Annotated in this window: 24 protein-coding genes; 11 read left to right on the forward strand and 13 right to left on the reverse strand. The window is 73.8% G+C overall.

Annotation, left to right across the window (positions count from 1 at the left end; translation table 11 throughout):
• Window positions 1–513: 513 nt before the first annotated feature.
• On the reverse strand, window positions 514–1608 hold the full coding sequence (bar, locus tag HT134_RS29700) for a barbiturase (RefSeq protein ID WP_175603744.1): 1095 nt from the start codon (window positions 1606–1608) through the stop codon (window positions 514–516).
• Window positions 1609–1834: 226 nt separating this feature from the next.
• Between bar and HT134_RS29705 the strand changes: the two genes are divergently transcribed.
• Window positions 1835–2503 carry an alpha/beta fold hydrolase gene (locus tag HT134_RS29705; protein WP_175603745.1) on the forward strand — a complete coding sequence of 223 codons (669 nt, stop codon included), beginning with the start codon at window positions 1835–1837 and terminating at the stop codon, window positions 2501–2503.
• Between the two features lie 125 nt (window positions 2504–2628).
• On the opposite strand, the gene HT134_RS29710 is transcribed toward HT134_RS29705, so the two are convergent.
• Window positions 2629–3168: a TetR/AcrR family transcriptional regulator gene (locus tag HT134_RS29710; protein ID WP_175603746.1), complete on the reverse strand. Its 540-nt coding sequence runs from the start codon at window positions 3166–3168 to the stop codon at window positions 2629–2631.
• A gap of 160 nt (window positions 3169–3328) precedes the next feature.
• Between HT134_RS29710 and HT134_RS29715 the strand changes: the two genes are divergently transcribed.
• Complete coding sequence (locus HT134_RS29715; protein ID WP_175603747.1) at window positions 3329–4498, forward strand: FUSC family protein; 1170 nt, start codon at window positions 3329–3331, stop codon at window positions 4496–4498.
• Window positions 4499–4504: 6 nt separating this feature from the next.
• Here HT134_RS29715 and HT134_RS29720 read toward each other — a convergent pair whose 3' ends face one another.
• On the reverse strand, window positions 4505–5671 hold the full coding sequence (locus HT134_RS29720; protein WP_175603748.1) for a pyridoxal phosphate-dependent aminotransferase: 1167 nt from the start codon (window positions 5669–5671) through the stop codon (window positions 4505–4507).
• Between the two features lie 58 nt (window positions 5672–5729).
• Between HT134_RS29720 and HT134_RS29725 the strand changes: the two genes are divergently transcribed.
• The 5 genes from HT134_RS29725 to HT134_RS29745 are packed head-to-tail and all read left to right on the forward strand — an operon-like array spanning window position 5730 to window position 10092.
• Window positions 5730–7499 (forward strand): alpha/beta hydrolase, encoded by a 1770-nt coding sequence (locus HT134_RS29725; RefSeq protein WP_175603749.1) that lies wholly within the window; start codon window positions 5730–5732, stop codon window positions 7497–7499.
• 25 nt (window positions 7500–7524) lie between these two features.
• Window positions 7525–8487 carry a DUF418 domain-containing protein gene (locus HT134_RS47810; protein ID WP_175603750.1) on the forward strand — a complete coding sequence of 321 codons (963 nt, stop codon included), beginning with the start codon at window positions 7525–7527 and terminating at the stop codon, window positions 8485–8487.
• Window positions 8447–9244 (forward strand): carbon-nitrogen hydrolase family protein, encoded by a 798-nt coding sequence (locus HT134_RS29735; RefSeq protein WP_175603751.1) that lies wholly within the window; start codon window positions 8447–8449, stop codon window positions 9242–9244. The genes HT134_RS47810 and HT134_RS29735 overlap by 41 nt, the downstream gene beginning before the upstream one ends.
• Before the next feature lie 9 nt (window positions 9245–9253).
• A complete protein-coding gene (locus HT134_RS29740; RefSeq protein ID WP_312888530.1) occupies window positions 9254–9700 on the forward strand; it encodes a hypothetical protein in 447 nt (148 codons plus the stop codon).
• Entirely contained in the window at window positions 9697–10092 is a 396-nt protein-coding gene (locus HT134_RS29745; RefSeq protein WP_175603752.1) for a UCP033725 family protein, read from the forward strand. Before HT134_RS29740 ends, HT134_RS29745 begins: the two co-directional genes overlap by 4 nt.
• A 22-nt stretch (window positions 10093–10114) precedes the next feature.
• Here HT134_RS29745 and HT134_RS29750 read toward each other — a convergent pair whose 3' ends face one another.
• Window positions 10115–11605, reverse strand: coding sequence for a carboxyl transferase domain-containing protein (locus HT134_RS29750; RefSeq protein WP_175603753.1), 1491 nt, complete (start codon window positions 11603–11605; stop codon window positions 10115–10117).
• 70 nt (window positions 11606–11675) lie between these two features.
• On the reverse strand, window positions 11676–12863 hold the full coding sequence (locus tag HT134_RS29755; RefSeq protein WP_175603754.1) for a CaiB/BaiF CoA transferase family protein: 1188 nt from the start codon (window positions 12861–12863) through the stop codon (window positions 11676–11678).
• A gap of 76 nt (window positions 12864–12939) precedes the next feature.
• On the opposite strand from HT134_RS29755, the gene HT134_RS29760 reads away from it, so the two are divergent.
• Complete coding sequence (locus HT134_RS29760; RefSeq protein WP_312888531.1) at window positions 12940–13470, forward strand: uridine kinase family protein; 531 nt, start codon at window positions 12940–12942, stop codon at window positions 13468–13470.
• Between the two features lie 33 nt (window positions 13471–13503).
• Here the strand turns inward: HT134_RS29760 and HT134_RS29765 are convergent, their stop codons facing one another.
• Genes HT134_RS29765 through HT134_RS29775 form a run of 3 tightly spaced genes read right to left on the reverse strand, consistent with a single transcriptional unit; the run spans window position 13504 to window position 17859 of the window.
• Window positions 13504–14058: an NUDIX domain-containing protein gene (locus HT134_RS29765; protein ID WP_312888532.1), complete on the reverse strand. Its 555-nt coding sequence runs from the start codon at window positions 14056–14058 to the stop codon at window positions 13504–13506.
• Window positions 14055–15863, reverse strand: coding sequence for a hydantoinase B/oxoprolinase family protein (locus HT134_RS29770; RefSeq protein ID WP_312888533.1), 1809 nt, complete (start codon window positions 15861–15863; stop codon window positions 14055–14057). The genes HT134_RS29765 and HT134_RS29770 overlap by 4 nt, the downstream gene beginning before the upstream one ends.
• Window positions 15856–17859, reverse strand: a complete 2004-nt coding sequence (locus HT134_RS29775) for a hydantoinase/oxoprolinase family protein (protein ID WP_175603757.1) — start codon at window positions 17857–17859, stop codon at window positions 15856–15858. Before HT134_RS29775 ends, HT134_RS29770 begins: the two co-directional genes overlap by 8 nt.
• A gap of 112 nt (window positions 17860–17971) precedes the next feature.
• Here HT134_RS29775 and HT134_RS29780 point away from each other — a divergent pair, with 112 nt between their 5' ends.
• Window positions 17972–18607 carry a thymidine kinase gene (locus tag HT134_RS29780; protein ID WP_312888534.1) on the forward strand — a complete coding sequence of 212 codons (636 nt, stop codon included), beginning with the start codon at window positions 17972–17974 and terminating at the stop codon, window positions 18605–18607.
• Window positions 18608–18617: 10 nt separating this feature from the next.
• Here the strand turns inward: HT134_RS29780 and HT134_RS29785 are convergent, their stop codons facing one another.
• From HT134_RS29785 to HT134_RS29795, 3 genes are all read right to left on the reverse strand, one after another.
• Complete coding sequence (locus HT134_RS29785) at window positions 18618–19286, reverse strand: DsbA family oxidoreductase (RefSeq protein ID WP_175603759.1); 669 nt, start codon at window positions 19284–19286, stop codon at window positions 18618–18620.
• Window positions 19287–19364: 78 nt separating this feature from the next.
• Entirely contained in the window at window positions 19365–20213 is an 849-nt protein-coding gene (locus tag HT134_RS29790) for a hypothetical protein (RefSeq protein ID WP_312888535.1), read from the reverse strand.
• 151 nt (window positions 20214–20364) lie between these two features.
• Window positions 20365–21084, reverse strand: coding sequence for an SRPBCC family protein (locus tag HT134_RS29795; RefSeq protein ID WP_175603761.1), 720 nt, complete (start codon window positions 21082–21084; stop codon window positions 20365–20367).
• Between the two features lie 268 nt (window positions 21085–21352).
• On the opposite strand from HT134_RS29795, the gene HT134_RS29800 reads away from it, so the two are divergent.
• Window positions 21353–22699: a cytochrome ubiquinol oxidase subunit I gene (locus tag HT134_RS29800; RefSeq protein ID WP_175603762.1), complete on the forward strand. Its 1347-nt coding sequence runs from the start codon at window positions 21353–21355 to the stop codon at window positions 22697–22699.
• Window positions 22700–22709: 10 nt separating this feature from the next.
• Complete coding sequence (cydB, locus tag HT134_RS29805) at window positions 22710–23606, forward strand: cytochrome d ubiquinol oxidase subunit II (RefSeq protein ID WP_175603763.1); 897 nt, start codon at window positions 22710–22712, stop codon at window positions 23604–23606.
• 102 nt (window positions 23607–23708) lie between these two features.
• On the opposite strand, the gene HT134_RS29810 is transcribed toward cydB, so the two are convergent.
• Together HT134_RS29810 and HT134_RS29815 are read right to left on the reverse strand one after the other, a co-directional pair.
• On the reverse strand, window positions 23709–24191 hold the full coding sequence (locus HT134_RS29810; RefSeq protein WP_175603764.1) for a hypothetical protein: 483 nt from the start codon (window positions 24189–24191) through the stop codon (window positions 23709–23711).
• Window positions 24192–24288: 97 nt separating this feature from the next.
• The gene (locus HT134_RS29815) at window positions 24289–25431 is read right to left on the reverse strand and encodes a leucine-rich repeat domain-containing protein (RefSeq protein ID WP_175603765.1); all 1143 of its coding nucleotides are present in this window, start codon (window positions 25429–25431) and stop codon (window positions 24289–24291) included.
• Window positions 25432–25434: the final 3 nt, after the last annotated feature.

Raw genomic sequence — 25434 nt, forward strand, 5'->3', positions numbered from 1 at the left:
CGGGCCCGGGTCTTCGGGGGGTCAGCCCTGAGGACACTCCGCCTGCGGGCACCCGGACTGAGGCGGTCAGCCCTGAGGGCGGTCAGCCCTGAGGGCGCTCAGCCCTGGGGCGCTCAGCAGTGAGGACACGCTCCCTGCGGACACCCGGCGTGCGGGCGCTCATGCCCGAGGACACCCCGCCTTAGCGCGCCGGATTCGCGGGCACCCGGACTGAGGTGCTCGACCCTGAGCGCGCTTGGTACGCCTGGCCTGAGGGCTCTCGGCCCGAAGGCATCCCACCTGAAAGTGCCCGGCCCTGAAGACGACCCGCGCGGAGGCGCCCGAGTACGGTGCGTCGCGGCGCTCGCCCACCTCGGCGTCGAGGTGGGCCAGATCGTCATCGACCCGCACATCCGCTCTCCTCCAGCCCGCCCTGACGCATCCGCTGGTCACGCGGCCCCCCTGACGCCGCGTTCGGGGCACGCGCGCCGGGCACGGGAGCGTGGCCGGGAACGGGGCCGGGAGCCGGGGAGGTCAGTGGGTGGTGATGGCGGCCACCGGGCCGCCGCCCGAGGGACCCTGGTGGACGGCGGCGACCGACACGAACACCGCAGGGTCCCCCGTCACCGAGGCCGCCACCCCGCCCACGGCCGCCTTGATCTGCCGGTGCCAGTGGACGTCGGAGTCGTCCAGCATGATGTTGCGCCGTTCCCGCACCCGGCCCGAGGGGTCGGCCTCGCACTTCATGAAGACGTTGACCAGCCGGTCGCCCAGGTCGGAGGGGTGCGGGCGGTCGGGCAGTTCCAGCCCCGAGTCGCGGATGGCCGCCCAGATGCCGTCGGCGTCCAGGGCGTCCCGCATGACGCTGTGGCCGATCCGGTAGCGGCCGCCGATCCCCCGGACGTTGCCGACCAGCACGATCTGCGCCCGGTCGAGCTCGACCCCGGAGGAGCACGACGCGACCGAGGAGTACAGGGACAGGTCCTTGTGGATCTGGTCGGCCCGGGGCGGCTCGATCTCGCCGAGGGCGACGGCGACGCCGAGCGCGGTGGTGGAGTTGGACAGGTCCATGGAGGGGCCGGTCTCCTCGATGGCCGTGTCCTGCCCGCGGCTCCTGGCCTCGGTGATGGTGGCCAGGGTGAGCAGCGGGGTCTTGGTCTGGACGTAGTGGACGTCGCGCGGGTCGTCGATGCCGGCGATCTTCATGGCCTCGCGGACACCGGCCGCGACCTTCTCCACCATGGCGGGCCGGCCGATGTCCTCCGGCAGGATGACGTCGCTCATGGCGACGCCGACCGACACGCGCGGCTCGTCCGTCGGGACGGCCCTGGCCGGGTCGAGGGTGGCGAAGATCGTGGCGTGCGGGCTGAGGATGCCGTCGGTGCCGCCGGACCACACCAGGGGCACCGTCTCGGGCGCCGGATGGCCCTTGGCCGCCAGCACCTCCCGGAAGGCGCGGTCGGCCAGGATGCGGGTGTAGTCGTTGACGCCGCCGTTGCCCTCGGTCTTGCCGATGACGGCCAGTACGCGGTGCGCCTCGATGACGCCGTCGTCGATGAGCCGTGCCAGGCCGGAGGCGTCGGTCACGCTCTCGATCGGCACCTTGCGCACTTCGATCGGATCCGGCATTGGTTCGCCCTTTCTCCACCCCTGCCCGGGTCGGTTCCCGGGGCGAGATACCCGGCCGTCCGGCGGGCGCGTCACCGGCTCGCGCAAACATCAGGCCAAACCCGCCGGCCCGCCCCTGGAGACGCTACTCATCTCGCGGCATCCCCTTCATGGGCAATCTCTGCCAATGTCTGACATGTCATCTCATGTGGGGGTTGCCGGGTGTCCGGGCGATAAGGTCTCGGCTGTGATACGCGAAGCGGCCGTCAACGGGATCAAGCTGTCCTTCCGCGAGGAGGGCGACCCCGCCTCCCCCGCGCTGGTGCTCCTGCACGGGCGCACCGCCGACCACAACGACTGGAACGGCATCACGCAGCACTTCGCCGCCCGCCACCACGTCATCGCCCCCGACCTGCGCGGCCACGGCGCCAGCGAGCACCCCGGCTCCTACGCCCTCGCCGACATGGCCGACGACGTCGCCGAGCTGCTGCGCCACCTCGGGATCGACCGGGCCGTGCTGGTCGGCCACTCGCTGGGCGGCGTCGTCGCGTACCTGCTGGCCGTGCGCCATCCCGGCCTGGTCGGGCGGCTGGTGCTGGAGGACCCGCCGCAGCCGTACCCGCTGGAGGGGCGCGCACCCATCGAGGAGGACGACTCGACGGGGTTCGACTGGCGGATGATGCATCAGACCGAGCCCCAGCTCACCGACCCCGACCCGGCCTGGCGCGACGGGCTGCGGCGGATCACGGCGCCCACGCTGGTGCTGTCGGGCGGGACGGCGAGCCCGTTCCGGTCGGAGCTGCTGGCCGAGCTGATCCCGGGGGCGCGGCTGGCGACGATCGACGCCGGGCACCTGATCCACGTCTCGGCGCGGCGCGACTTCCAGCGCACGGTGGACGCGTTCCTGGCCGGGTGAACACCCTTTGCTGGCCGGGTGAACACCCCGGCCGGGCTCCCCACCAGGTTCCTGGCCGGGTGAACACCCGGCCAGGACTCCCTCCAGGGCTCCCCGCCGGGGGGACGCCCCAGTTCGCCGCCGCCTCAGCTCAGGCAGGCGCGGAACACCCGCGTCAGCCGGGACACCGTCTCCTCGCGCGTGCCCGGCGAGATCGCGCCGAACAGGTACCGGAACCGCCCGCTCCCCAAGATGATCATCGTCGCCAGCGAGGCCCGCAGCTCGGCCTCCTCCCCGCCGAGCCGGGCCAGCAGCGGCTCCAGGACCGCCGTGCGGACCCGGTCGTGGGCCAGCTCGCGGATCTGCGGGCTGGACGCCGAGCGCTCCAGCGTGGCCATGACCGGGCTGTCGCCCTCGGCGGCCAGCCGGTCGGCGACGTACTCGGCCAGCCGCACGGCCAGGTCGTCACCCTCGTCCAGGACGCCGGGAAAGCGCCCCTGCTGCGCCAGCACCTCGGCGAACAGCTCCCGCTTGGAGCCGAAATACCGGTTGATGAGGGCGATGTTGGCGTTCGCCGCGGCGCCGAGCATGCGCATGGTCACCTCGTCGTACCCGTGCTCGGCGAACAGGCGGCAGGCCGCGTCGAGGATGCGCCTGCGCGTGCCCTCCCGGCTCCTTGGTTCCACGCCTCGACGATAAGGCGCTCCCGGCGCCCGCGGATCCGGCGGCGGGGACGGCCGCCGAGTCCGGGAGTTACGGAGGGGTATCTTCTACGGTGCGTGGTGTGACCGTAATGTCATAAAGATCCGCCAGGGTGGAGGAGTGGCAACGAGGCTCGGCGATCACATGCGGGAGAGGCTGGCGTCGTTCGGGCTGATGGGGCCCGCGATCGCCCAGTCGGCCGTCGGCGCCGGACTGGCCTGGACGGCGGCCGTCCACCTGCTCGGCCATCCCCGGCCGTTCTTCGCGCCCATCTCCGTCCTCATCTGCCTCGGCGTCGGCCTGGGACAGCGGCTGCGCCGCGTCATCGAGCTGGTGGTCGGCGTCAGCCTCGGGGTCGGCGTGGGCGACCTGCTGGTCGCCTGGATCGGCACCGGGCCGTGGCAGATCGCCCTGGTCGTCGCCCTCGCCATGGGCACGGCGCTGCTGCTGAACGGCGGGCCGCTGTTCGTGGGCCAGGCCGGCTCCTCGGCGGTGCTCGTCGCCACGCTCCTGCCCGGAGCCGGCGGAGGCGGCCTGGACCGGATGCTCGACGCGCTCACCGGAGGGCTCATCGCCGTCGCCGCGGTGGCGCTGCTGCCGATCAGCCCGTTCACGCTCGCCGCCAAGCACGCCTCAGCGGTGCTCGACGCGCTGTCCACGGTCCTGGAACGGGCCGCCGACGCCATCGAGAACCACGACGCCGACCTGGCCGCCGAGGCGCTGGCCGAGGGACGCCGCACCCAGTCGGCCATCGAGGACTTCCAGCAGGCGCTGACCACCAGCAAGGAGATCGCGCTGATCTCGCCCCTGCACTGGCACCGCCGCGCCCGGCTGGCCCGCTACCAGAAGGCCGCCGTGCCCATGGACCACGCGCTGCGCAACGCCCGCGTGCTGGCCCGCCGCACCCTGGTGTCGCTGGGCGAGGACAGCCCCCCGCCGGTCTCGCTGGCCGCCTCCCTGCGCGAGGTGTCGGAGGCCGCGCTGCTGCTCCAACTGGAGCTGGCGGCGGGCCGCGACCCCGCGCTGGCCCGGCAGGCCCTCACCGCGACCGCCGGGCGCCAGCGGCCGGAGCGGCTCGGGTTCTCGGCCGACGTCATCCTGGCGCAGGTCCGCTCGATCGTGGTGGACCTGATGCTGGCCACCGGCGCCGACCCCGAGGCCGCCGGGGCCGCCCTGGCCCCGGTCGAGGCCCCCGGCCACGACGACCGGCAGGACACCGGCCGCCAGGACACCGGCCGGCCGGAGACCGGCCGGCCGGACACCGGCCGGCAGAGCCGCCCCGCTCCCGACCGCGAGGAGCGCCCCCGGGGGTGAGCGGGCTCAGCCCGACAGGCGCTTGAGCCGGGCCACCGCCTCGTCGATGACCTCTTCCTTCTTGCAGAACGCGAACCGCACGAAGTGGCGGCCCCGCTCCGGATGGTCGTAGAACACCTGCGTCGGGATCGCCACCACCCCCGCCAGCTCCGGCAGCCGGCGCGTCAGCTCCAGCCCGTCGGTGAAGCCCAGCGGCCGGATGTCGGTCTGCACGAAGTACGTGCCCGAGGGCCGCAGCACCCCGAACCCGGCCGCCGCCAGCCCCTCCATCAGCCGGTCGCGCTTGTCCTGCAGCCCGACGCGCAGCTCCTCCACCCACGCCGACTCCTGACGCAGGCCGTGGGCCACCGCGAGCTGCCACGGCGCGCTCGCCGTGAACGTCAGGAACTGCTTGACCGTCGAGACCGCCCGCACCAGCTCGGCGGGCGCGCACACCCAGCCCGTCTTCCAGCCGGTGACGGAGAACGTCTTGCCCGCCGAGGAGATCATCACCGTGCGCTCGCGCATGCCGGGCAGCGTCGCCAGCGGCACGTGCTCCACCCCGTCGAACGTCAGATGCTCGTACACCTCGTCGGTGATCGCCACCAGCCCGCGCTCCCGGCACAGCTCCGCGATGACCGTCAGCTCCTCGCGGGTGAACACGGTGCCCGTCGGGTTGTGCGGCGAGTTGACCAGGATCGCCCGGGTCCGCGGGGTGACGGCGGCGCGCAGCTCCTCCGGGTCGAAGGTGAACCGGCCCTCGACGGGGCGCAGCGTCACCGCGGCCAGCCGCGCCTGCGCCAGCGCGATCGAGGCGGCGTAGGAGTCGTAGTACGGCTCGAACGCGATCACCTCGTCACCCGGCTCGCACAGCGCCATGATCGTGGCCGCGATCGCCTCGGTCGCGCCGACCGTCACCAGCACCTCGCCGTCGGCGGCGTAGTCCAGCCCGTAACGGGCGGCCCGGTGCTCGGAGACCGCCCGGCGCAGCTCCGGCACGCCCGGCCCTGGAGGGTACTGGTTGGCGCCGGACCTGATCGCCCGCACCGCCTCCTCCAGCATCGCCGCCGGCCCGTCGGTGTCCGGGAAGCCCTGCCCCAGGTTGATCGAGCCGGTGCGCAGCGCCAGCGCGCTCATCTCGGCGAAGATCGTCGTCCCGAACGCGCGCATCCGCGAGACCAGTGGTTCCGTCACGTGACCACCTTAGTCCGCGAACCCCCGCTCGCCCGGCGGCTGCTCTAGTCTCGACCACGTGATCACCCGGGTCCTGCTCGCCCTCGCCCTGACCGTCACGCCCCCGGCGCCCCCCGCGCCCACCCCCACCGCCACGCCCACGCTCCCGCCCGGCCCCAGCGCCGCGCTGGAGGCGGGGCCGTGCCCGGTCGCCGTGCCGCCGGGCACCACGTGCGGGTCCCTCGTGGTGCCGCAGCGCCGCGACGCGCCCGGCCGCACGATCAAGGTCGGGTACGCCGTCCACCGCTCCACCGCCCCCGCCCGCAGGCCGGACCCCGTCGTCTACATGAGCGGCGGCCCCGGCTCGGCGTCGTTGCAGCTCACCGGCTTCCTCAGCCAGATGTTCCCCGACCGCGACGTGGTGACGGTCGAGCAGCGCGGCGGCAGGTACTCCTGGCCGCGGCTCGGCTGCCCCGAGCTGGCGCAGGCCGTGCTCGACCGGCTCACCACCGCCGCCGACGACACCGCCGGGGCCGCCGCGAGGTGCCGCGCCCGGCTCGAACAGCAGGGCGTCGACCTGCGCGGCTACACCACCAAGGAGATCGCCGCCGACGTCGTCGCCCTGCGCTCGGCGCTCGGCTACCCCTCCTGGAACCTGTTCGGCGTCAGCTACTCCACCCGTGTCATGGTGGACGCCGCCGCGGCCGACCCCGCCGGCACGCGCTCCGTGCTGCTCGACTCGTTCCTCCCGCAGAGCGTGGCCTGGTACGACGACGCCCGGCGCAACCTCGACGACACCCTCGCCCGCCTCGGCCTGAAGGACCGCTTCGCCGCCGCAGCCAGGCGGCTGGACGCCGCGCCCGCGCGCGTCACCACCGTGGACCCGCTGCGCGGCACCGAGGTCGTGGCCCGCCTCGACGGCGACGACGTGGCGACCGTCATGGCCGAGGCGCTGCACGAGACCGGCGTGATCGCCGTCTCGGCGCCGCTGGTCGCCGCGCTCGCCGCCGGGCGCGACGAGCCGCTGCGGCCCCTCGCCGACGCCGTCGGCGACGGGCTCGTCTCCCACGAGCTGGGCCTGTACGAGGCGGTGCAGTGCCAGGACGAGATCCCCGCCAACACCTTCGCCGCCCCGTCGCGGCTGTTCACCGTGGAGATGGACAAGGCCGTCTGCGACGCCTGGAAGCTGCCCGCCGCCCAGCCGTCGGCCGCCACCGCCAAGGCCCCCGTCCTCGTGGTGGGCGGCCGGTACGACCCCACCACCCCGCCCCGCACCAGCCGCCCGGCCGCCGAGGCGCTGCCGGGCGCCCGTTTCGCGGAGTTCGACGGCACCGGGCACGCGGTGTTCCTGTCCAACCCGTGCGCCCGCCGGCTGATGGCCGCCTTCGTCGAAGCCCCCACCGCCGCCTCCCCCGCCACGGGCGGCGACTGCGCGGCACCCGGCGGCGTGCCGCCCCGGCTGGCGGCCGGCGACCTGCACGTGACCGGCTCCCCGTACGTGATCTCCCGCTCCCCCTGGCTCGCCGCCCCGCTCGCCCTGTTCGCGCTCGTCGCGCTGGTCCAGCTCGTCGCGGGCGCGCTGCGCGGCCGGGCCCTCGCCGCGTTCGCCGGCCTGGCCGGCGCCGCCGCGGCCGGCCTGCTCGTCCAGGCCGCGTACGGGCTGGTCAGCGAGAACGAGACCGCGCTCGCCGTCGGCCTGCCGTCGGTCGTCACGGCGTACGGCTGGCTCGCTGCCGGGGCGGTGGCGCTCACGCTCGCCGACCTCGCCCTGCGCCGGACCTGGTGGCGGGCCGGAGCGGCCCTCACCGGAGCGGGATTCCTCGTATGGTGGTTCGCCTGGTTCCTGTGACATGAGGTGAGTTGTCCTGGCCGCCGTGACCCCCCGCATCCGCGCCCTCGACGCCCTCCGCGGCTTCGCGGTGGCCGGGATCATGCTCGTCAACACCTGGCAGCACGGCCCCCACCAGCCGCGCACCGGGATCGACACCACGATCGAGGCCCTGTTCCAGAGCCGCTTCTACCCGATCTTCTCGCTGCTGTTCGGCATGAGCTTCGTGCTCTTCCTCCGGCGCGCCGGCCGGCTGAGGCTGCTGGCCCGCCTGCTCTGGCTGTTCTGCCTCGGCCTCGCCCAGCACACCTTCTACGAGGGCGAGGTGCTGACCGACTACGCCTTCTACGGCGTCGTCCTGCTGCTGCCCGCCTCGTTCCTGTCCGCCGGGATCCCGCTGCTGCTGCTCGCCGCGGGAGTGACCGGCTGGGGCGTGTGGGCGGGCGGCGGCGTCCTGCTCATCCCCGGCATGTTCGTGCTCGGCATGGCCCTCATGCAGCTGCGGCCGCCCGCGCGGCTGCTCCTGCCCTTCTTCGCGGTCAGCGCCCTCGCCTCCGCGCTGCTCGTCCTGGCCTGGGCGACCAGAGACGGCTGGGCCGCCCCCCGCGACCCCCGCGTCTGGACCGTCTACACCGTCGCCGCGCTCACCGGCGCCGCCGCCCTCTCCACCGGAGTCCTGCTGGCCCTGCGCACCCGGCCCGGCGCTCGCCTGTCCGGCGTGCTGGAGCCGCTCGGCCGGATGGCGCTCACCAACTACCTCACCGGCACCGCCGTCGTCGTCCTCACCTCTCCGCTGGTCCACGCCGACCCCACCCGCTGGTCGGTCGTCGCCGTCGCCGCCCTCACCGTCACCGCCCAGGCGCTGTTCGGCCGCTGGTGGCTCGCCCGCCACCGGTACGGCCCGCTGGAGTGGGTCTGGCGGTGCCTGACCTGGGCCCGACTGGTGCCCAACCGGTTAGAGTCGGGCCGTGACCACCATCGCGCTGTGCCAGATCCCCGTCTCCCCTGACCCGGGAGCCAACCTCAAGCGGGTACGCGAGGCGCTGGCCCGCGCCGAGGGCGCCGACCTGGCCGTCTTCCCGGAGGCCACGCTCACCCGCTACGGCAGGCGGATCACCGAGCTGGCCGAACCGCTCGACGGGCCGTTCGTCACCGGCCTGGCCGAGGCCGCCCGCGAGCACGGCACCGCCGTGATCGCCGGGGTGTTCGAGCCCGGCGGCGCCGGCGACCGCGTCCACAACACCGCCGTGGCGATCGACGCCGACGGCCGGCTCACGGCCGCCTACCGCAAGATCCACCTGTTCGACTCCTTCGGCGCCCGCGAGTCCGAACTGGTCGCCCCCGGCTCCGAACCGGTCGTCACCGAGCTGGCCGGGCTGCGCGTCGGCCTGGTCACCTGCTACGACCTGCGCTTCCCCGAGCTGACCAGGGCGCTGGTCGACCGCGGCGCCGACCTGTTCGCCGTCATCGCCGCCTGGGGCTCCGGCCCGCTCAAGGAAGAGCACTGGGTCACCCTGGTCCGCGCCCGCGCCCTGGAGAACACCATGTGGACCGTCGCCGTCGGCCAGGCGCCCAACCCCGCCGAGTCGTCCGACGGGTTCGGCGTCGGCCGCAGCATGCTCGTCGACCCCCTCGGCGTCGCCCGCGCCGACCTCGGCACCGCCCCCCGCGTCCAGCTCGTCACGATCGACCCCGAGACCACCGCCGCCGCACGCGCCACACTCCCCTGCCTCGAACATCGCGTTCTAGGGGTCAACAGATCGTAAAATGAACGGGTGAGCAGAACGCACATGCAGAAGGTGGTCCCACCGCGTCTGCTCGTCCCCTATCTGTCGGGCAAGCGCACGGTGATCTCCGGGTACGTCTACCGCGTGCAGGACTGCGCGCGGCTGACCACGCCCCGCGACCTCTACCTCGGGCTCGACCTGTCCTTCGACGGGTCCGAGCTCACCGCCGACGTGCCCGAGCTGTACGTGATGCGGTGGCACGCGCGAGACGTCGACACCTACGTCGTCCCGTACGGACCGCACATGGGCGGCGACTGGAGCGACGTGCCGCCGTTCGCCGGCAACGGGTTCACCACCTCGACCCACCACGTGGTGCCGCAGTTCCACACCATCCCCATGCCGATCCCCGCCGGCGCCGAGATCGTGCACCTCACCGACGACGGCGAACGCCCGTTCGCCGTCTACGACGGACTCACCTGGCGGCCCGCCGCATGAACGACGAGCTCACCCCCGTGGCGTCGGGGTTCATCGCCCGCTTCGGCGAGCACACCCTGCCCGCCGCCCTCGGCCCCGAAAGCGACCAGGTCGTCCTGTTCAGCGAGGACGAACTCGACGGCTTCGAGGCGGCCTCCGGCTACTGGCGGCGCGAGGTCCGCCGCGACGAGCTGGAGTGGCTCGTCCTCATCCGCACCGTCGGCGCGTTCGGCGGCGAGCCGTGCGTCGTGCTCGACGAGGACGACGACGGCCTGCACATCGCCTACCTCGGCCACAGCGGCATGAAGGCCGAGGCCCTCGGCTACTGGATGGTCGACCACGGCGCCTACGAGGTCGTGGTGCCCCGCGAGGAGGTCTTCTCCATCCGCGTGGAACGCATCCCGGTGCCCTGACCCCTCCCGCCGTCCCCCAGCGTCAGAGCCCCAGGTTGCGGTAGCGGGCCAGCCGGGTCGCCAGCCGGTCCCCCACGGGCTGCGGCAGCAGCCCGGCGATCTCGTGCTCCAGCGCCCGCCCCACCCGCTCGCAGAACGCCCGATGCTCGTAGGCCGCGTCCGGCCGCTCCGGGATCACCCGGTCCACGATCCCCGCACGGCGCAGGTCCGTCGCCCGCACCCCCTGCGCCTGCGCGATCTCCGGGGCGAAGTCGACCGACCGGTAGAGGATCGCCGAGGCGCCCTCCGGCGGCAGCGGCGACAGCCACGCGTGCTGCGCGCACAGCACCCGGTCGGCCGGCAGCAGCGCCAGCGCCGCACCCCCCGCCCCCTCCCCCAGCAGCAGGCACACCGTCGGCGCGTCCAGCGACACCATGTCCGCCAGGCAGCGCGCGATCTCCCCCGCCAGGCCGCCCTCCTCGGCCGCCTTCGACAGCGCCGCCCCCGCCGTGTCGATCACCGTCACCAGCGGCAGCCCCAGCTCCGCCGCCAGCCGCATGCCGCGCCGCGCGATCCGCAGCCCCGCCGGGCCGAGCGGCGCGCTGGACCGCTGGCTGCGCCGGTCCTGCCCCAGCACCACCGCCGGCGCCTCGCCGAACCTGGCCAGCGCCAGCAGCAGCCCCGGATCGTTCTCCCCCGCGCCCGTGCCGTTCAACGGCGTCACGTCCCGCGCCGCCAGCTTCAGCAGCGACCGCACGCCCGGCCGGTCGTCCCGGCGCGACCTGCTGATCGCCTCCCACGCCTCCACCGGACGCAGGTCCTCCTCCGGCGGCTCCCCCGGCCGCAGCCGCGACGTGTCGGCGCACAGCACCGACAACGCCCGCGCCGCCATCTCCCGCGCGTCCTCCGCCGGCACCACCGCGTCCACCAGCCCGTGCCGGAACAGGTTCTCCGCGAGCTGCACCCCCTCCGGGAACGGGTAGCCGTGCAGCGCCTCGAACACCCTCGGCCCGAGGAACCCGATCAGCGCCCCCGGCTCGGCCGCCGTCACGTGCCCCAGCGACCCCCACGAGGCGAACACCCCGCCCGTCGTCGGATGCCGCAGGTACACCACGTGCGGCAGCCCCGCCGCCCGGTGCGCCTGCACCGCAGCGGTGATCTTCACCATCTGCACGAACGCGACCGCGCCCTCCTGCATCCGGGTGCCGCCCGAGGCCGGCGCCGCCAGCAGCGGCAGCCGCTCCCGCGCCGCCCGCTCCACCGCCGTGGTGATCCGCTCGGCCGCCGCCACCCCGATCGAGCCCGCCATGAACGAGAACTCGCTCGCCACCACCGCGACCCGCCGCCCGTCCAGCAGCCCCTCACCGGTGATCACCGACTCGTCGTAGCCGGACTTGGCCCGCGCGGCGGCCAGCTCCTCGGCGTACGACGACCCCGGGGCTGCCGGATCGACCGGCGGCACGTCCCACGACGTCCACGACCCCTTGTCGAGGACCGTGTCGATCAGCGTGCGCGCGTCCGGACGGCTCACCATGGCTCCTTCGTGTCAAGCACTGCTGCAATGTTGACGCACGAACGGGCCGGCCGGTGCCCCGGCGCGGCCGTCATCTCTCGCGATCTTCGAGCCAGGCGAGCACCGCCGCGTCGTCCTGGCCCAGCAGCGGCGGCGCCGTGTGCCGCGCCTCGCCGCGTTCTCCCTGCTCCGGCCCGCCTGACGCCGGCCACTCGAAGCGCAGCGGCGGGCCCGGCAGCTCGATGCGGCCCAGCACCGGATGCTCCACCTCCACCACCAGGCCCTGCGAGCGGGTCTGGTCCCAGGTGTAGACCTCGTCCAGCGACCTGATCGCCCCCGCCGGCACCCCCGCCTCGGCCAGCAGCGCCAGCCAGTGCCCCCGGTCGTGGGCGGCCAGCGCCTGCTCCATGTCCGCCACCAGCTCGTCGCGGTGGGCCCGCCGCTCCCGGTTGGAGGCGTACCGCGGCTGGTTCGGGTCGATGCCCAGCAGCGCGGCCACCTTGCGCCACTGGCCCTCGTTCGCCGCCGCGATCTGCAGCATGCCGTCCGCGCAGCGGAACGAGCCGTACGGGGTGATGGAGGCGTGGTGGTTGCCGCCCGCCGCCGGCACCGTGCCGCCGACCGTCCAGGCCGTGCCGTGGTAGGAGTGCACCCCGGTCACCGCCGCCAGCAGGGAGGTGCGCACCACCCGGCCCCTGCCGGTGCGCTCCCGCTCGTACAGGGCCGCCGCCACGCCGTACGCGCCGTGGATGCCGGCCAGCAGGTCGGCGATCGACGCGCCCACCCGGTACGGCTCGTCCGGCGACGGGCCGGTCAGCGACATCAGGCCCGCCTCACCCTGGGCGATCTGGTCGTAGCCCGGCCGGCCGCCCTCCGGCCCGTCGTGCCCGAACCCGGTGATCGACAGGACGACCAGGCGCGGGTTCAGCTCGTGCAGCCGCTCCACCGGGAAGCCGAGCCGGTCCAGCACGCCGGTGCGGAAGTTCTCCACCAGCACGTCGCTCTGCCGGACGAGGCGCTCGACGAGCCGCTTGCCCTCCGCCGACTTCAGATTGACGGTGATGGACTCCTTGTTCCGGTTCGCCGCCAGGAAATAGGTCGAAATATCGTGATCAGGGCCGACGAAGGGCGGACCCCAGTGCCGCGACTCGTCCCCGCCCTCCGGATGCTCGACCTTGATCACCTTGGCGCCCAGGTCACCCAGCATCTGCGCCGCGTGCGGACCCGCCAGGGCCCTGGACAGGTCCAGGACCACGATGTCGTCGAGCGGTCCGAGCACGTCATCCTCCAGCACACGTTCCGGGGGTGAACCGTCATTCTCCCCCCATCCACCCCACCTCACCTACCCTGGGTGGGTGCAATCCCTGGCCCGCCGCATCCGGGCGCTCGAACCGTCGTGCGGGCCGGTCCGGCTGGTCGCCGTCGACGGCCCCGCCGGGTCGGGCAAGACCACGTACGCCGACCGGCTCGCCGCCGCGCTCGGCTGCCAGGTCGTCCACAGCGACGACTTCCCCGTGCCGTGGGAGGAGGGGCCGGGCCCCTGGTTCGCCGCCCTGGAGGAGAGCGTGCTGCGCCCGCTGGCCGCCGGGCGGCCCGGCGCGTACCGCCGCTACGACTGGGCGCGCGGCGCCTACGCCGAGACCGTCACCGTGCCCGTCGCCCCCGCGCTCGTGATCGAGGGCGTCGGAACGGCGCGCCGCTCCGCCGCGCGGCTCATCGCGTTCACCGTCTGGGTCGAGGCGCCGCCGGACGTACGGCTGCGGCGGGTGCTCCGCCGCGACGGTCCCGGCCTGGAGCAGGCGTGGCACGCCTGGTTCAAGGCCGAGCAGGCGTGGTTCGCCGAGGACGGCACCCGCGAGCGCGCCGACCTCGTCCACCGCACGTGAGCGGCGTCCGGGCCGGCGCCTTTACAAAGTAGATCAGGAGTCGGGGAGCTCGCCGCTCATGAGCAGCAGCGTGTACGCCGCCACCGACCCCGAGTCGGTGACCTCGCCCGCGCGGACCATCTTCTCGAACTCCGCCCGGCTCACCCACCGCTGGCGCATGTCCTGCTCGGTGTGCTCCCGGCGCGGCGGCCCCGGTTCGAGGCCGGTCGCGAGGTAGGCGTGCATCTGCTGGGTGGCCACGCCGTGGGCGTTGTCCAGCGCGCCGAGCCGGCGCCAGTGCGCGGCCCGCAGCCCCGTCTCCTCCGCCAGCTCCAGCCGGGCCTCCTCCTCCAGCGTGCTCGCCTGCGCCGAGCCCTGCGGGAAGCTCCACGTGCGCCGGCGCACCGGGTAGCGGTACTCCTCGACGAGGTGGAAGCCGCCGTTCTCCCAGGGCATGACCAGCACGTAGTCCGGCTTGTCGATGTAGGCGTACAGGCCGCGCGAGCCGTCGGGCCGCTCCACCTCGTCCTCGCGGACCGTCATCCACGGGTTGGAGTAGACGATCTTGGTGGTGATCTGCCGGATCGTGGAGCCCTCGGCGCCGGTCACAGGTCGTCCACCTCCGCGTGGGTGCGGCCGCCGGACAGCCGCGCGTATCCGGGACCGCGATCGAAGAAGCGGCCCGCCGGAGGCCGCAGGTTCGCGCGCAACTGAGCCGTGCCCTCCTCGTCGATGCGGTCGCCGTCCAGCACCACACCGTAGTCGCCCAGCGCGCCGGCGATCGACACCTTGCCGTCGCGCACGTCCGCCGCCACCGCCCGCGGGTCGCGGTCGTACGGCGAGCCCCAGCCGCCGCCCCCCGTCGTGCGGATGCGGATCACCTCGCCGGCCTGCACCGGGTGGTCGTCCACCAGGCCGTCCATCTCCTTGCCGGCGATCTCCACCCGGAACGGCCGCCCGGCCAGCCCGCCGTTGACGCCCCAGCACGACAAGATCGACCGGTCGGCGATCGACATGTACGAGGCGTCGCGCAGCATCCGGATGTGCTTGTCGTAGCCGAGCCCGCCCCGGAACAGGCCGGGCCCGCCCGAGTCGCAGGCCAGCGCCAGCCGCTCGACCCGGAACGGCCAGCGCGCCTCGGCGAACTCGACCGGGATGTTGCGCGAGTCGGGCACCACGTGGACGGTGTCCTCCCCGTCGGCGTACCAGCGGCCGCCGGAGCCGCCGCCCAGCACCTCGCGCATGAGGTACGGCACGCCGTCGGCGTCGACGCCGTGCACGCCGGTGTAGCGGATCGTCTCCTGGTCGGCCGGCATGCGGCCCCCCGTGGCCTTGGCCAGCACCCCGGCCAGCACGCCGAGCAGGCGCAGGATGACGAACGTGCGGGCGTTGGTCGGGGCGGGGAACACCGGCGTCAGCAGCGTGCCCTTCTCCGGGAAGATCATCGTGATGAGGGGGACGACGCCCTCGTTGACGTCCAGCTCGGCCATCCGCTCCGGCGTGTCGGCGAGGTTGCGCAGCACCGGCGCGAGCCACTTCTTGAGGAAGACGCCGTCGGCGTAGTCGCCCGCGTGGTTGATCGGCCCCTTGGCCTGCGGCGAGGTGCCGGTGAAGTCGATCGTCAGCGGGGACCGCGCGGCGTGGTCCACCGTCAGCGTGATCCGCTGGGTGTGCAGGCGGGGCTCGTCCACGCCGTCGTGCTCGGCGTAGTCCTCCCACACGTACACGCCCTCCGGGATCTTCGACAGCAGCTCCCGGCGGAACGTCTCGGTCGTCTTGTCGATGATCGCGTCGAAGCACTCCTCGACGGCGGCCCGGCCGTACCGGTCGAACAGCTCGCCCAGGCGGCGCGCGCCCATGAGGCAGGCCGAGCACTCGGCGTCGAGGTCGCCGGCCAGCGAGTCGGGCATGCGCGAGTTGCGGGTCATGATGCGCAGCGCGGCCTCGTTCGGCACGCCCTGGTCGCGCAGCTTGATCGGCGGGACCATCAGCCCCTCCTCGTACACGCTGCGCGCGTGGGAGGGCATCGAGCCGGGCACGGAGCCGCCGATGTCGTCGTGGTGGCCGAACGCCTGCACGAACGCCACCACCTCGTCCTCGTGGAAGACCGGGACGGTCACGCACAGGTCGGGCAGGTGGCCGATGCCGCCCTCGGACAGGTAGACGTCGTTGTGGAAGTAGACGTCGCCGGGCCGCATCGTCTCCACCGGGAAGTCGCGCACGACCGGCTGGACGAGCGCGCTGTAGGAGCGCCCGGTCAGCTTGCGCAGCCGCGCGTCGTGGATGCCCGCGCGGAAGTCGTGGGCGTCGCGGATCATCGGCGAGCGGGCGGTCCGGGCGATCGCGGTCTCGACCTCCCTCTCCACCGACGCGAGCGTGCCCTCGACGATCTCGACGAGGATCGGGTCAGCCACGCCGCACCTCCACATTGCCGAAAGCGTCCACCGTCGCGGTGAACCCCGGATGGACGGGAATGGTCGAGCCGTACTCCTCGATCACCGCCGGACCCTCGACCACGGCCCCGGCCTCCAGCGCGGCCCGCTGGAGGATCGGCGTGTCGTGCTCCTCCTCGAAGCGCACCTTCCGCGTCGCGCTCACCGCCTCGGTCCGCGGGTACGGCCGGCGCCGGATCGGCGGCCGGGCGATCGGCCCGATGCCGGACACCCGGAGGTTGACCCATTCGACGCCCTGGCGCGGGTCGTCGCGGTAGGCGTAGCCGTACAGGCGCTCGTGGGCGTCGTGGAAGCGCTCGACCACCTGCGCGCGCCACGCCTCGTCGATCGGGCCCGGCGGGGCCGGGACGCGCACCTCGTACGCCTGGCCGTGGTAGCGCAGGTCGGCGCTGCGGGCGTGGACCGGCTCGTCGAACCCCTCGCGTTCCAGGGCCCGCGCCGCCTCCTCCGCCAGCTCGCCGAAGATCCGCGCCGCGGCCTGGAGCGACAGGTCGCGGGTCACGTACGTGCGCACGTAGTCGTTCTTGACGTCCACCGTGAGCAGCCCGAACGCGGAGACGTTGCCCGGCTCCGGCGGCACCACCACGGCGGGCAGGCCCAGGATGTCGATGAGCCGGCAGGCCAGCAGCGGACCCGACCCGCCGAACGTCACGAGCGGGAAGTCGCGCACGTCCAGCCCGCGCTTGACCGTGATCTGCCGGATCGCGTTGCTCTGGTTGAAGGCGCTGATCTCCAGGATGCCCGTGGCGGTGCGCTCGGGGCTGAGGCCGAGCTTGCCGGCCAGGGCCTCGACGCCGGCCCGCGCCGCGTCCGCGTCGAGCGGGATCTCGCCGCCGAGCAGGTGCGGCGGGACGCGGCCGAGGAAGACGTGCGCGTCGGTGACCGTCACCTCCGTGCCGCCCCGGCCGTAGCACAGCGGCCCGGGGTCGGCGCCGGCCGACCGGGGGCCGACCTTCAGCGTGCCCTCGGGCGAGATCCACGCGATCGAGCCGCCGCCCGCGCCGACGGTCACGATGTCGATCATGGGGATCTTGACCGGGAAGCGGCCGACCGTGCCCTCGGTGGTGACGGACGGCTCGCCGTCGATCACCACGGCGACGTCCGTGGAGGTGCCGCCGCCGTCCAGCGTGATCACCGACGGGTGCCCGGCGTTGGCGGCCAGCATCGCGGCGCCGAGCGCGCCCGCGGCCGGCCCCGACAGCACGGTGGTGATCGGCTGGTTGACGACCTCGCGGGCCGACAGCACGCCGCCGTTCGACTTCATCACGGAGAACGGCATGCCGAGGCGCTGCGACAGCTCGGCGAGGTAGCGGCGCATGACCGGCTTGACCGCGGCGTCCACGAGGGTGGTGACCGATCGCTCGTACTCGCGGTACTCGCGCAGCACGTCGCTGGAGATCGACACGACCGCGTCGGGATGCTCGCGGGCCAGCACGTCGCGCATGCGCCGCTCGTGCTCCGGGTTGGCGTAGGAGTGCAGGAAGCAGACGCCGATGGCGGTGACGCCGCGGGCCCGGAACCAGCGGGCCGCCTCGACGGCCTGGTCCTCGGCGAAGGGGCGCACCTCGGCGCCCGTGTGGTCGAGCCGGCCGCCGACGGTCCGCACCAGGTGCACGGGGACGATGCGCGGCGGCTTGACCCAGAAGTAGGAGTTGCCGTAGCCGTCGGGGACGCTCTGCCGGCCGATCTCCAGGACGAACTCGAAGCCCTCGGTCGTGATGAACCCGAGCCCCTCGACGCGCTCCTCCAGGAGCTGGTTGGTGGCCACCGTGGTGCCGTGGACGACCGAGGTCACGTCCAGCTCGCCGAGCTTGCGCACGCCCGTGACGAAGCCGTCGGCCGGGTTGGCCGGGGTGGAGGGCGTCTTCGTGGTGACGATCTCACCGGTGTCCTCGTCCACCGCCACGACGTCGGTGAAGGTCCCGCCGGTGTCGACGCCGATGCGCACGTTACGCATGCCGGCCCCGCGCCGACCGGCCCCTGTCTGTGACCACGCTTCCTCCTGAGGTTCAGGGGAGAAATCTCCCATGAGGTCAGGGAGCACGCCAAGCCCGCTAAGGTGGCACCCCGTGACCGACCTGTCTGCCTTGTCCCCCGTTCCCCCTGGTGCCCGCGACGCGGTGCTCAAGTTCTTCTTCGGCCCCATGGACTGCGGCAAGTCCACGCTGGCCCTGCAGATGAACTACAACCACAGCCGCCAGGGCAGGCGCGGCCTCGTGCTCACCAAGCACGACCGGTCCGGCGGCCCCCAGGTCACCAGCAGGATAGGGCTCGGCCTGGAGGCGATCGAGGTCGAGGACTCCCTGGACCTCGTCGCGCTGGTCACCGCGCACGACTCCGTCGACTATCTCATCTGCGACGAGGCGTGCTTCTACACGGTCGCGCAGATCGAGCAGCTCGCCGACCTGGTGGACGACCACGGGGTGGACGTGTACGCGTTCGGGCTGGCCTCGGACTTCCGGTCGGTGATGTTCCCGGCGGCGCAGCGGCTGTTCGAGCTGGCCGACGAGGTGTGCCGGCTCCAGGTCGAGGTGCTGTGCTGGTGCGGGCGGCCGGGCCTGCTCAACGGGCGGATCGTGGGCGGCGAGCTGGTGAGGACGGGCGAGCAGGTGGTGATCGGCGACACGGACCGCTCGCCGGTCCGCTACCAGGTGCTCTGCCGCCGCCACCACCGCTCGGGCCTGCTGGGCGAGGGCACCGCGTAGGGGCTCGTCCTCAGACGGCGCAGAAGCCGTCGTCGCAGCCGTCCGCGGGGGCGGCGAGCAGCGTGACGGGGGTCTGCCCGGTCCGCTCGGCCACCTCGGCGATGGCGGCGTCGAACGTCTCCTCCGGCTGTGCTCCCGACACGGCGAACGTGCCCTCGAACAGGAAGAGGGGGACCCCGCTGATCCCGAGCCCCGCGGCCCGGGAGAGCTGCTCGCGCACCTCGTCGGCGCCCTCGCCGGTGTCCCGCACCCCGGCCTCGGCGGCCAGCTTGGCGAGCACGTCGGGGTCGCCGACGTTCAGCCCGTCGGTGAAGTGGGCGCGGAACAGCAGCTCGGCCATCTCCTCGCCGCGGCCCTGGCGGGTGGCCAGCTCGACCAGCCGGTGGGCCTCGAAGGTGTTGGCGCTGACCGCGTCGTCGAAGCGCAGCTCCAGGCCGTCGCCGGCGGCCACCTCCGTGACCCGGCCGGTCATCTGGGCGGCGTTCGGGCCGAACTTGCGCGCCAGCGCGTCCAGCAGCGGCTCGCCCTCGGCGGGGGCGTCGGGGTTGAGCTGGAACGGCCGCATCGTGATCTCCAGCGTGCCGCCGCGGGCACGGAAGCGCTCGGCCGCGCGGGCGAAGCGGGTGTGGCCGATGTAGCACCACGGGCAGACGACGTCGGAGAATATTTCCACCTTCATGCACATCGCCAACCGCCCCGCGACGGCGGTCATTCCGGAAAAATCGGAAATGACCGGCACCGCCGTGCCGGGAGCCGCTCAGCCGGAGGCCAGCTCCTCCAGCCGGAACGGCAGGTACGCCGAGTCGTCCACCAGCGCCGACGCCCCGCGCCACCAGCCGAACCACTCGCCGCTGCGCCACATCCAGTCGGCCCGCTCGATGGCCGCCACCACCTCGCCGACCGTCCGCCACGGCTCGCCCACCTGCTCCAGCGTGGCCCCGTGCCGCACGGCCCAGTCGCGCAGGATCTCGGCCGCGTCCCCGTCCACCTCCCGGGCGTACGGGTCGGGGTCCTCGCCGGGCAGCCGGTGCGGCCCCAGCCCGGCGGCCACGCCCCAGCTCCACTGCGCCTCGGCCGGACGGGAGTAGCGCAGCGACTGGAAGTCGAGGTTGGAGCCCAGCTCGTCGTCGGGCCGGCGCGTGACCACCGCGTCCAGCCGCCCGCCGGCGTCGAAGTGCACGACCAGCCGATCTCCCGGCCGCACCCCGCCGGGGAGGTCGAACCGATCCTCGGCCTGCCACGAGTTCAGGTCCACCTCGGCGACGGGTGAGCCCCACAGCGCGTCGGCGGCGTCGTCCGCCATCCAGGCGGCCAGCATCTCCAGGGCGGTCAGGTCGGTCCACGGCTCGATCGCCACGGCCGTGCCGAGCACCTCGTCCGGCGCCGGGAGCTTGCCGCCGCGCGGGCGTCCCCACCACTGCGCGCCCAGGTCGCGCGTGCCGACCAGCAGCGCGGCGATGGCGGCCAGCTCGGCCGACCGCCGCGTCAGGCCGGCGCCCAGCGCCAGGTCGAGACAGCGGCCGGCGCGCTCGTCGCCGAGCTCGGCGCGGGCGTCGCCGACCAGCGCCTCGGCCGTGGGGCGTTCGGTGCCCAACAGGGTGCTCACGACTCTTCTGGCCTCGGTCCGCGCGTCTTCAGCATGTGCCTGCCGCATACCGCCACGCTACGCCCGGAGATCCTTTTCCGCGAGAGCCGAAACCCCCATACCCGCAGGCCCCGCACCCGCCGCTTTCCCGCGGGCCCCCACGCCCGCCCGTTCAGTGGCGGCGGCCCGAGCGGGCGAGGAGCCAGCCCACCGCGACGCCCGTCAGCGCCACCCCGGCCCCCGTCCCGAACGAGGCCAGCATCACCCACGGCCGCGTCTCCGTGCGGACCGAGGGGGCGCGCTCCCCCGCGGGCCGCTCGTGGACGGCCGGCCGCTCGCGGACCGCCGTCCCCGGCGCGGCCACCGCGACAGCGCCCGAGCCGGCCTCCGCCCCGCCCGCGCCGGGCGCCCCCACGGGCACGGCGGCGGACGGCTGCGCGGCGGACGGCTGCGCGGGTCCGCTGAGCAGCCGGTCCACCGCGGAGAAGAACTCCCCCGCCGTGCGGCGCGCCACCGCGCCCAGCATCCGCTGCCCGACCCCGCCGATCATGCCGCCCACCACGGCGTCGGCGTCGTAGTCGACCCGGGTGCCCCCGTCCACCTCGCTCAGCCGTACCTGCACCGTGGCGTCGACGGTCCCCGGCGCGCCCTGGCCGCGCGCCCGCAGCACGAAGCTCTCCGGCGCGAGCGGGTCGGCGAGCGCCACCTCGCCCTGGTAGACGCCCCTGACCGAGGCCACGCCCGCGTTCACCGTCATCCGGTACGTGTCGGGCCCGCTCTCCTCCAGCCGCTCGCAGCCCGGGATGGTGCGCACCAGCACCGCCGGGTCCCGCAGCGCGGCCCACACCCGATCTCTGTCGACGCCGATCACGGCGCTACCTGCGACCTTCACATCGCCACCCTAAGCACGGACCCGCCCCGGGATAAGGGCAACACCTGCCAGAGAGCGGTACGCGTCGCGTCCCGGGGTCCGTCGCGGGGCTTAGCCGGGAATCAGCCCACGGGCTGACGCGAAGCCCCCGCCCGCTGCGACATCCTCACTGGACACCGAGGAGTGAGCGCGCTGTGACGAAGATCGCAGCACGTTGCTCTACGGCCTGTAGTACTACTTGAAGTAGATGTACTACGGCTTGTAGAGCGCCGGGACCGGCGAGGGGAAGATGGACGCACTAGACCTAGCGCGGTGGCAGTTCGGGGTGACCACCGTCTACCACTTTCTGTTCGTGCCGCTGACGATCGGCCTGGGCGTGTTCGTGGCCGGGCTGCAGACCGCGTGGCACCGCACGGGCAAGGAGCACTACCTCCGGCTGACCAAGTTCTTCGGGAAGCTCTTCCTGATCAACTTCGCCATGGGCGTGGTGACCGGCATCGTGCAGGAGTTCCAGTTCGGGATGAACTGGAGTGAGTACTCCACCTTCGTCGGTGACGTGTTCGGCGCGCCGCTGGCCATGGAGGCGCTGCTGGCGTTCTTCATGGAGTCCACGTTCCTGGGACTGTGGATCTTCGGCTGGGACCGGCTGCCCAAGCGGGTGCACCTGGCGTGCATCTGGGCCGCCGCCATCGGCTCCAACCTGTCGGCGTACTTCATCCTCGCGGCCAACGCCTGGATGAAGCACCCGGTGGGCTACGAGGTGGTCGACGGCCGGGCCCGGATGACCGACCTGTGGGCCGTGCTGACCAACTCCACCGCGCTGGCCCAGGTGCCGCACGTGATCGGGGCGGCGTTCATCGTGGCGGGCGGCTTCGTGCTGGCGGTGAGCTGCTGGTGGCTGCTGCGCACCCGCGACGGCATGTGGCGCGGCGCCGCGCGGGCCGCGCTGGTCATGACCGCGGTGGCCGGGCTCGTCGTGGCCGGCAGCGGCGACCTGTCCGGCAAGCTCGCCTACGAGCAGCAGCCGATGAAGCTGGCCTCCGCCGAGGGCCTGGAGCGTGACACCGCGGGCGCCGGGTTCACCCTCGTGCCAGGGATCGAGATCCCCAAGGTGCTCAGCTTCCTGTCGACCGGCGACCTCGACGCGACCGTCCAGGGCACCGAGGACATCCAGCGCAGGCTGGAGGAGCGGTTCGGCCCCGGCGACTACCGTCCCGACCAGAGCGTGGTGTTCTGGTCCTACCGGGTGATGCTCGCCTTCGGCCTGAGCACCGTGGGGCTGTCGGTGCTCGGCCTGTGGCTGACCCGGCGCCGCCGGCCGATGCCCCGGCTCCTGGCCCGGCTGTTCGTGCTGGCGCTGCCCCTGCCGCTGCTCGCGGTGATCGCGGGCTGGCTGCTGAGCGAGGTCGGCCGCCAGCCGTGGACGGTCGCGGGCGAGCTGCTGACCGCCGCCAGCGTCTCGCCCGGCGTGAGCCTCACCGAGGTCGCCCTGTCGCTGACGCTGTTCACCCTCCTGTACGGCGGGCTCGCCGTGGCCGAGGCCGTGCTGCTCGTGCGGCACGTCCGCAAGGGCCCCGAGGAGCCCGCGCCCGCCGAGGTCCCGGCCGAGCGGCTCGAACCGTCCCTGATGTACTGAGGAGAAGACCGTGATCGACCTGTGGTTCCTGGTCATCGCCTTCCTGTGGACCGGCTACTTCGTGCTGGAGGGCTTCGACTTCGGGGTCGGCATGCTGGCGCCGTTCGTGGGCGGCGACGACGACGAGCAGCGGCAGAGCCTGCAGACCATCGGCCCCGTGTGGGACGGCAACGAGGTGTGGCTGATCACGGCGGTGGGGGCGATGTTCGCCGCCTTCCCCGCCTGGTACTCCGGGCTGCTCAGCTCCTTCTACCTGCCGGTGGTGCTCGTGCTGGCCGGGCTCATCGTGCGCGGCGTCGGGCTGGAGTGGCGCGGCAAGGTCGCCAACCCGGCGTGGTGCGACCTCGGCATCGTGGTGGGCAGCGCGCTGCCGGCGTTCCTGTGGGGCGCGATCTTCGCCGACCTGCTGCTCGACGGCGCGCTCCCGGCGCTGCTCGGCGGGGCGTTCACGCTGGCGCTGAGCCTGCTGCACGGCGCGGTCTTCCTGGCGCTGCGCACCGAGGGCCGGGTGCGCCGGCGGGCCCGCGTGGCGGCGCTGGCGACGGGCGCGGCGGCGCTGCCGCTGGCCGTGGTGGCTCTGTCCACGCTGGCCTCGGTGTCCGGCGCGGCCACGGTGCCGGCGCTGGCGGCCATGGCGGCGCTGGCGGCGGCGGCCGCGCTGATCTGGCGGCGGCGCGAGGGCTGGGCGTTCACCGCCACGGCCGCGGGCATCGCGCTGACCTCGGCGGCGGTGTTCCTGCGCCTCAAGGAGGCGCCGCTGCCCGGCCTCACGCTGGCCGAGGCCGCCTCCGCCCCCTACACCCTGACCATGCTGACCTGGATCGGCCTCATCACGCTGCCGTTCGTGCTCGCCTACCAGGCGTGGACGTACTGGGTGTTCCGCAAGCGGGTCGCCCTGCCGCGCTGACCCTCGCGGCCGGTGGACGCCCCGCCGGTGGCCGCCCCGCCGGTGGCCGCGCGCGTCGCGGCCACCCGGAGCGCCGTTGGTAGCCGCCGTCGGTAACCGCCGTCAGTAGCCGCCGGTGTCGCCGCCGTCGTCCGCCGCGGGCGGCGACGGCGTCGGCGACTTGGTGCGGTGGTCCTTGAGGTGCAGGTCGCCGTTGAGCGGCTTCTGGAGCGCGCGCAGCACCTTGAGGCTGGACAGCACGGTCCACCGGGGCCCGACCAGGTGCGGGTTGTACTCAGGCGCCCGGTCCATCCACTCGTCCTTGCCCTCCTCGGTGCTGAAGGTGTTGACGAAGAACTCGCCGACCTTGGTCTTGCAGTAGCCGGTGCGGATGTCGGCGGCGTCGACCTGCATCTTGGGCTTGCAGCCGACCTTGGCCGCGAGCTGCTCCACCGTGTAGATCTTCGCGGGCGCGGCGGCCTTGGCGCCGCCCTGCTGGACGCCGGCGGCGAACTGGCCGCCGCCGGCCCCGGCCCCGCCGGACGAGCAGGCGGCGACGAGTCCGACCAGCAGCGCAGAGGCGGCCAGACGTGGAAGTGTCGTCATGTGCCGAGATACGCACCGTTTGCGGGGGTGGTTCAGCCGGTTCCGCCCCGAAATCGCCCCTGCTTCGCGATGAGGACGTGACGGTGGTGCGGCCGGGTCACCTCAGGACGACGCAGCCGCGTTCCCTCAGCCGGCGCAGCGGCTCGGGCTCGCCGTCGCCCTCCGGGTCCAGCTTGTTCCAGCGCAGGTCGAGCTTCTCCAGCGCGGGCAGCGTGGCCAGGCCGTCCGGCAGCCGCCTCAGCCGGTTGTTGCGCAGGTCGAGCGTGGCGAGCCGGTCGAGCCGCCCGAGCTCCTCGGGCAGCCCCGTGAGGCGGTTGTCGCGCAGGTCGAGATGGCGCAGCCCGGCGAGGTCGCCGATCGTCGCGGGCAGGGCGGTCAGCCGGTTGCCGCGCAGGTGCAGCTCCCGCAGCCGGCCCAGCCGTCCGATGGAGCGGGGCAGCTCCGCCAGCCGGTTGCCGTACAGCCGCAGCTCGACCAGCGCCGCCATCCCGCCGATCTCCTCGGGCAGCCGGGTCAGCAGGTTGTCGGTGAGGCCCAGGTAGGCGAGGCGGTCGAGCCGGCCGAGCCAGGCGGGCGCCTCGGTGAGCCGGTTGTCGCTCAGGTAGAGGTAGTCGGTCAGGGGCAGGTCGCCCAGCTCGGACGGCAGCGAGGTGAGGTGGTTGTGGCCGAGGTCCAGCATGCGCAGCCGGGTCAGCCGGCCGATCGCGGGCGGGATCTCGGTGAGCCGGTTCTCGGCCACGTTGAGCGACTCCAGCCCGGTCTCCTCCCACAGGCCCGCCGGGAGGGCGGTCAGCCGGTTCCCGCCCGCCGACAGGTGCCGCAGCCGCCCGCCGAACCGTTCGGGGAGGGCCTCGACGGCGTTGCCGTACAGGAACAGCGTCTCCAGGCCGGGCGGGCAGTCCGGGACGGCGCTCAGCCGGTTGCCGTCGAGGTGCAGCGCGCGCAGCCCGGCCAGGCCGGTCAGGTCGGGCACGGAGGTCAGCCGGTTGCCGTCGAGCCTCAGCTCGCGCAGGCCGGTCAGGCCGCCGATCCAGCCGGGCAGCTCGGACAGCTCGTTCCACGCCAGGTCGATCACGCGCGCCCCGGCCAGGTCGCCGGCCGTGGCGGGGATCTCGGTCAGCCCCGCCCCGGGCGCGCGCAGCCCCGTCGGCGCGCCGTCGTCGTCCGGCCCCGCCAGGGGGCTCTTCCCCGTGCTGCCACCGTCCCGTGCGGGTGTGTCGTGCCCGGCCTGTGTCGCCATGGT

Source organism: Nonomuraea rhodomycinica, assembly GCF_013363995.1.
Taxonomy (GTDB): Bacteria; Actinomycetota; Actinomycetes; order Streptosporangiales; family Streptosporangiaceae; genus Nonomuraea; species Nonomuraea rhodomycinica.

Bases quoted from the DNA above. Each gene is read 5' to 3' on its own strand.
- HT134_RS29810 (WP_175603764.1), bottom strand. From the start codon at position 24,191: ATGACGACACTTCCACGTCTGGCCGCCTCTGCGCTGCTGGTCGGACTC.
- bar (WP_175603744.1), bottom strand. From the start codon at position 1,608: ATGCCGGATCCGATCGAAGTGCGCAAGGTGCCGATCGAGAGCGTGACC.
- HT134_RS29715 (WP_175603747.1), top strand. From the start codon at position 3,329: ATGCGGGAGAGGCTGGCGTCGTTCGGGCTGATGGGGCCCGCGATCGCC.
- HT134_RS29745 (WP_175603752.1), top strand. From the start codon at position 9,697: ATGAACGACGAGCTCACCCCCGTGGCGTCGGGGTTCATCGCCCGCTTC.
- HT134_RS29775 (WP_175603757.1), bottom strand. From the start codon at position 17,859: ATGCGTAACGTGCGCATCGGCGTCGACACCGGCGGGACCTTCACCGAC.
- HT134_RS29785 (WP_175603759.1), bottom strand. From the start codon at position 19,286: ATGAAGGTGGAAATATTCTCCGACGTCGTCTGCCCGTGGTGCTACATC.
- HT134_RS29800 (WP_175603762.1), top strand. From the start codon at position 21,353: ATGGACGCACTAGACCTAGCGCGGTGGCAGTTCGGGGTGACCACCGTC.
- HT134_RS29750 (WP_175603753.1), bottom strand. From the start codon at position 11,605: ATGGTGAGCCGTCCGGACGCGCGCACGCTGATCGACACGGTCCTCGAC.
- HT134_RS29815 (WP_175603765.1), bottom strand. From the start codon at position 25,431: ATGGCGACACAGGCCGGGCACGACACACCCGCACGGGACGGTGGCAGC.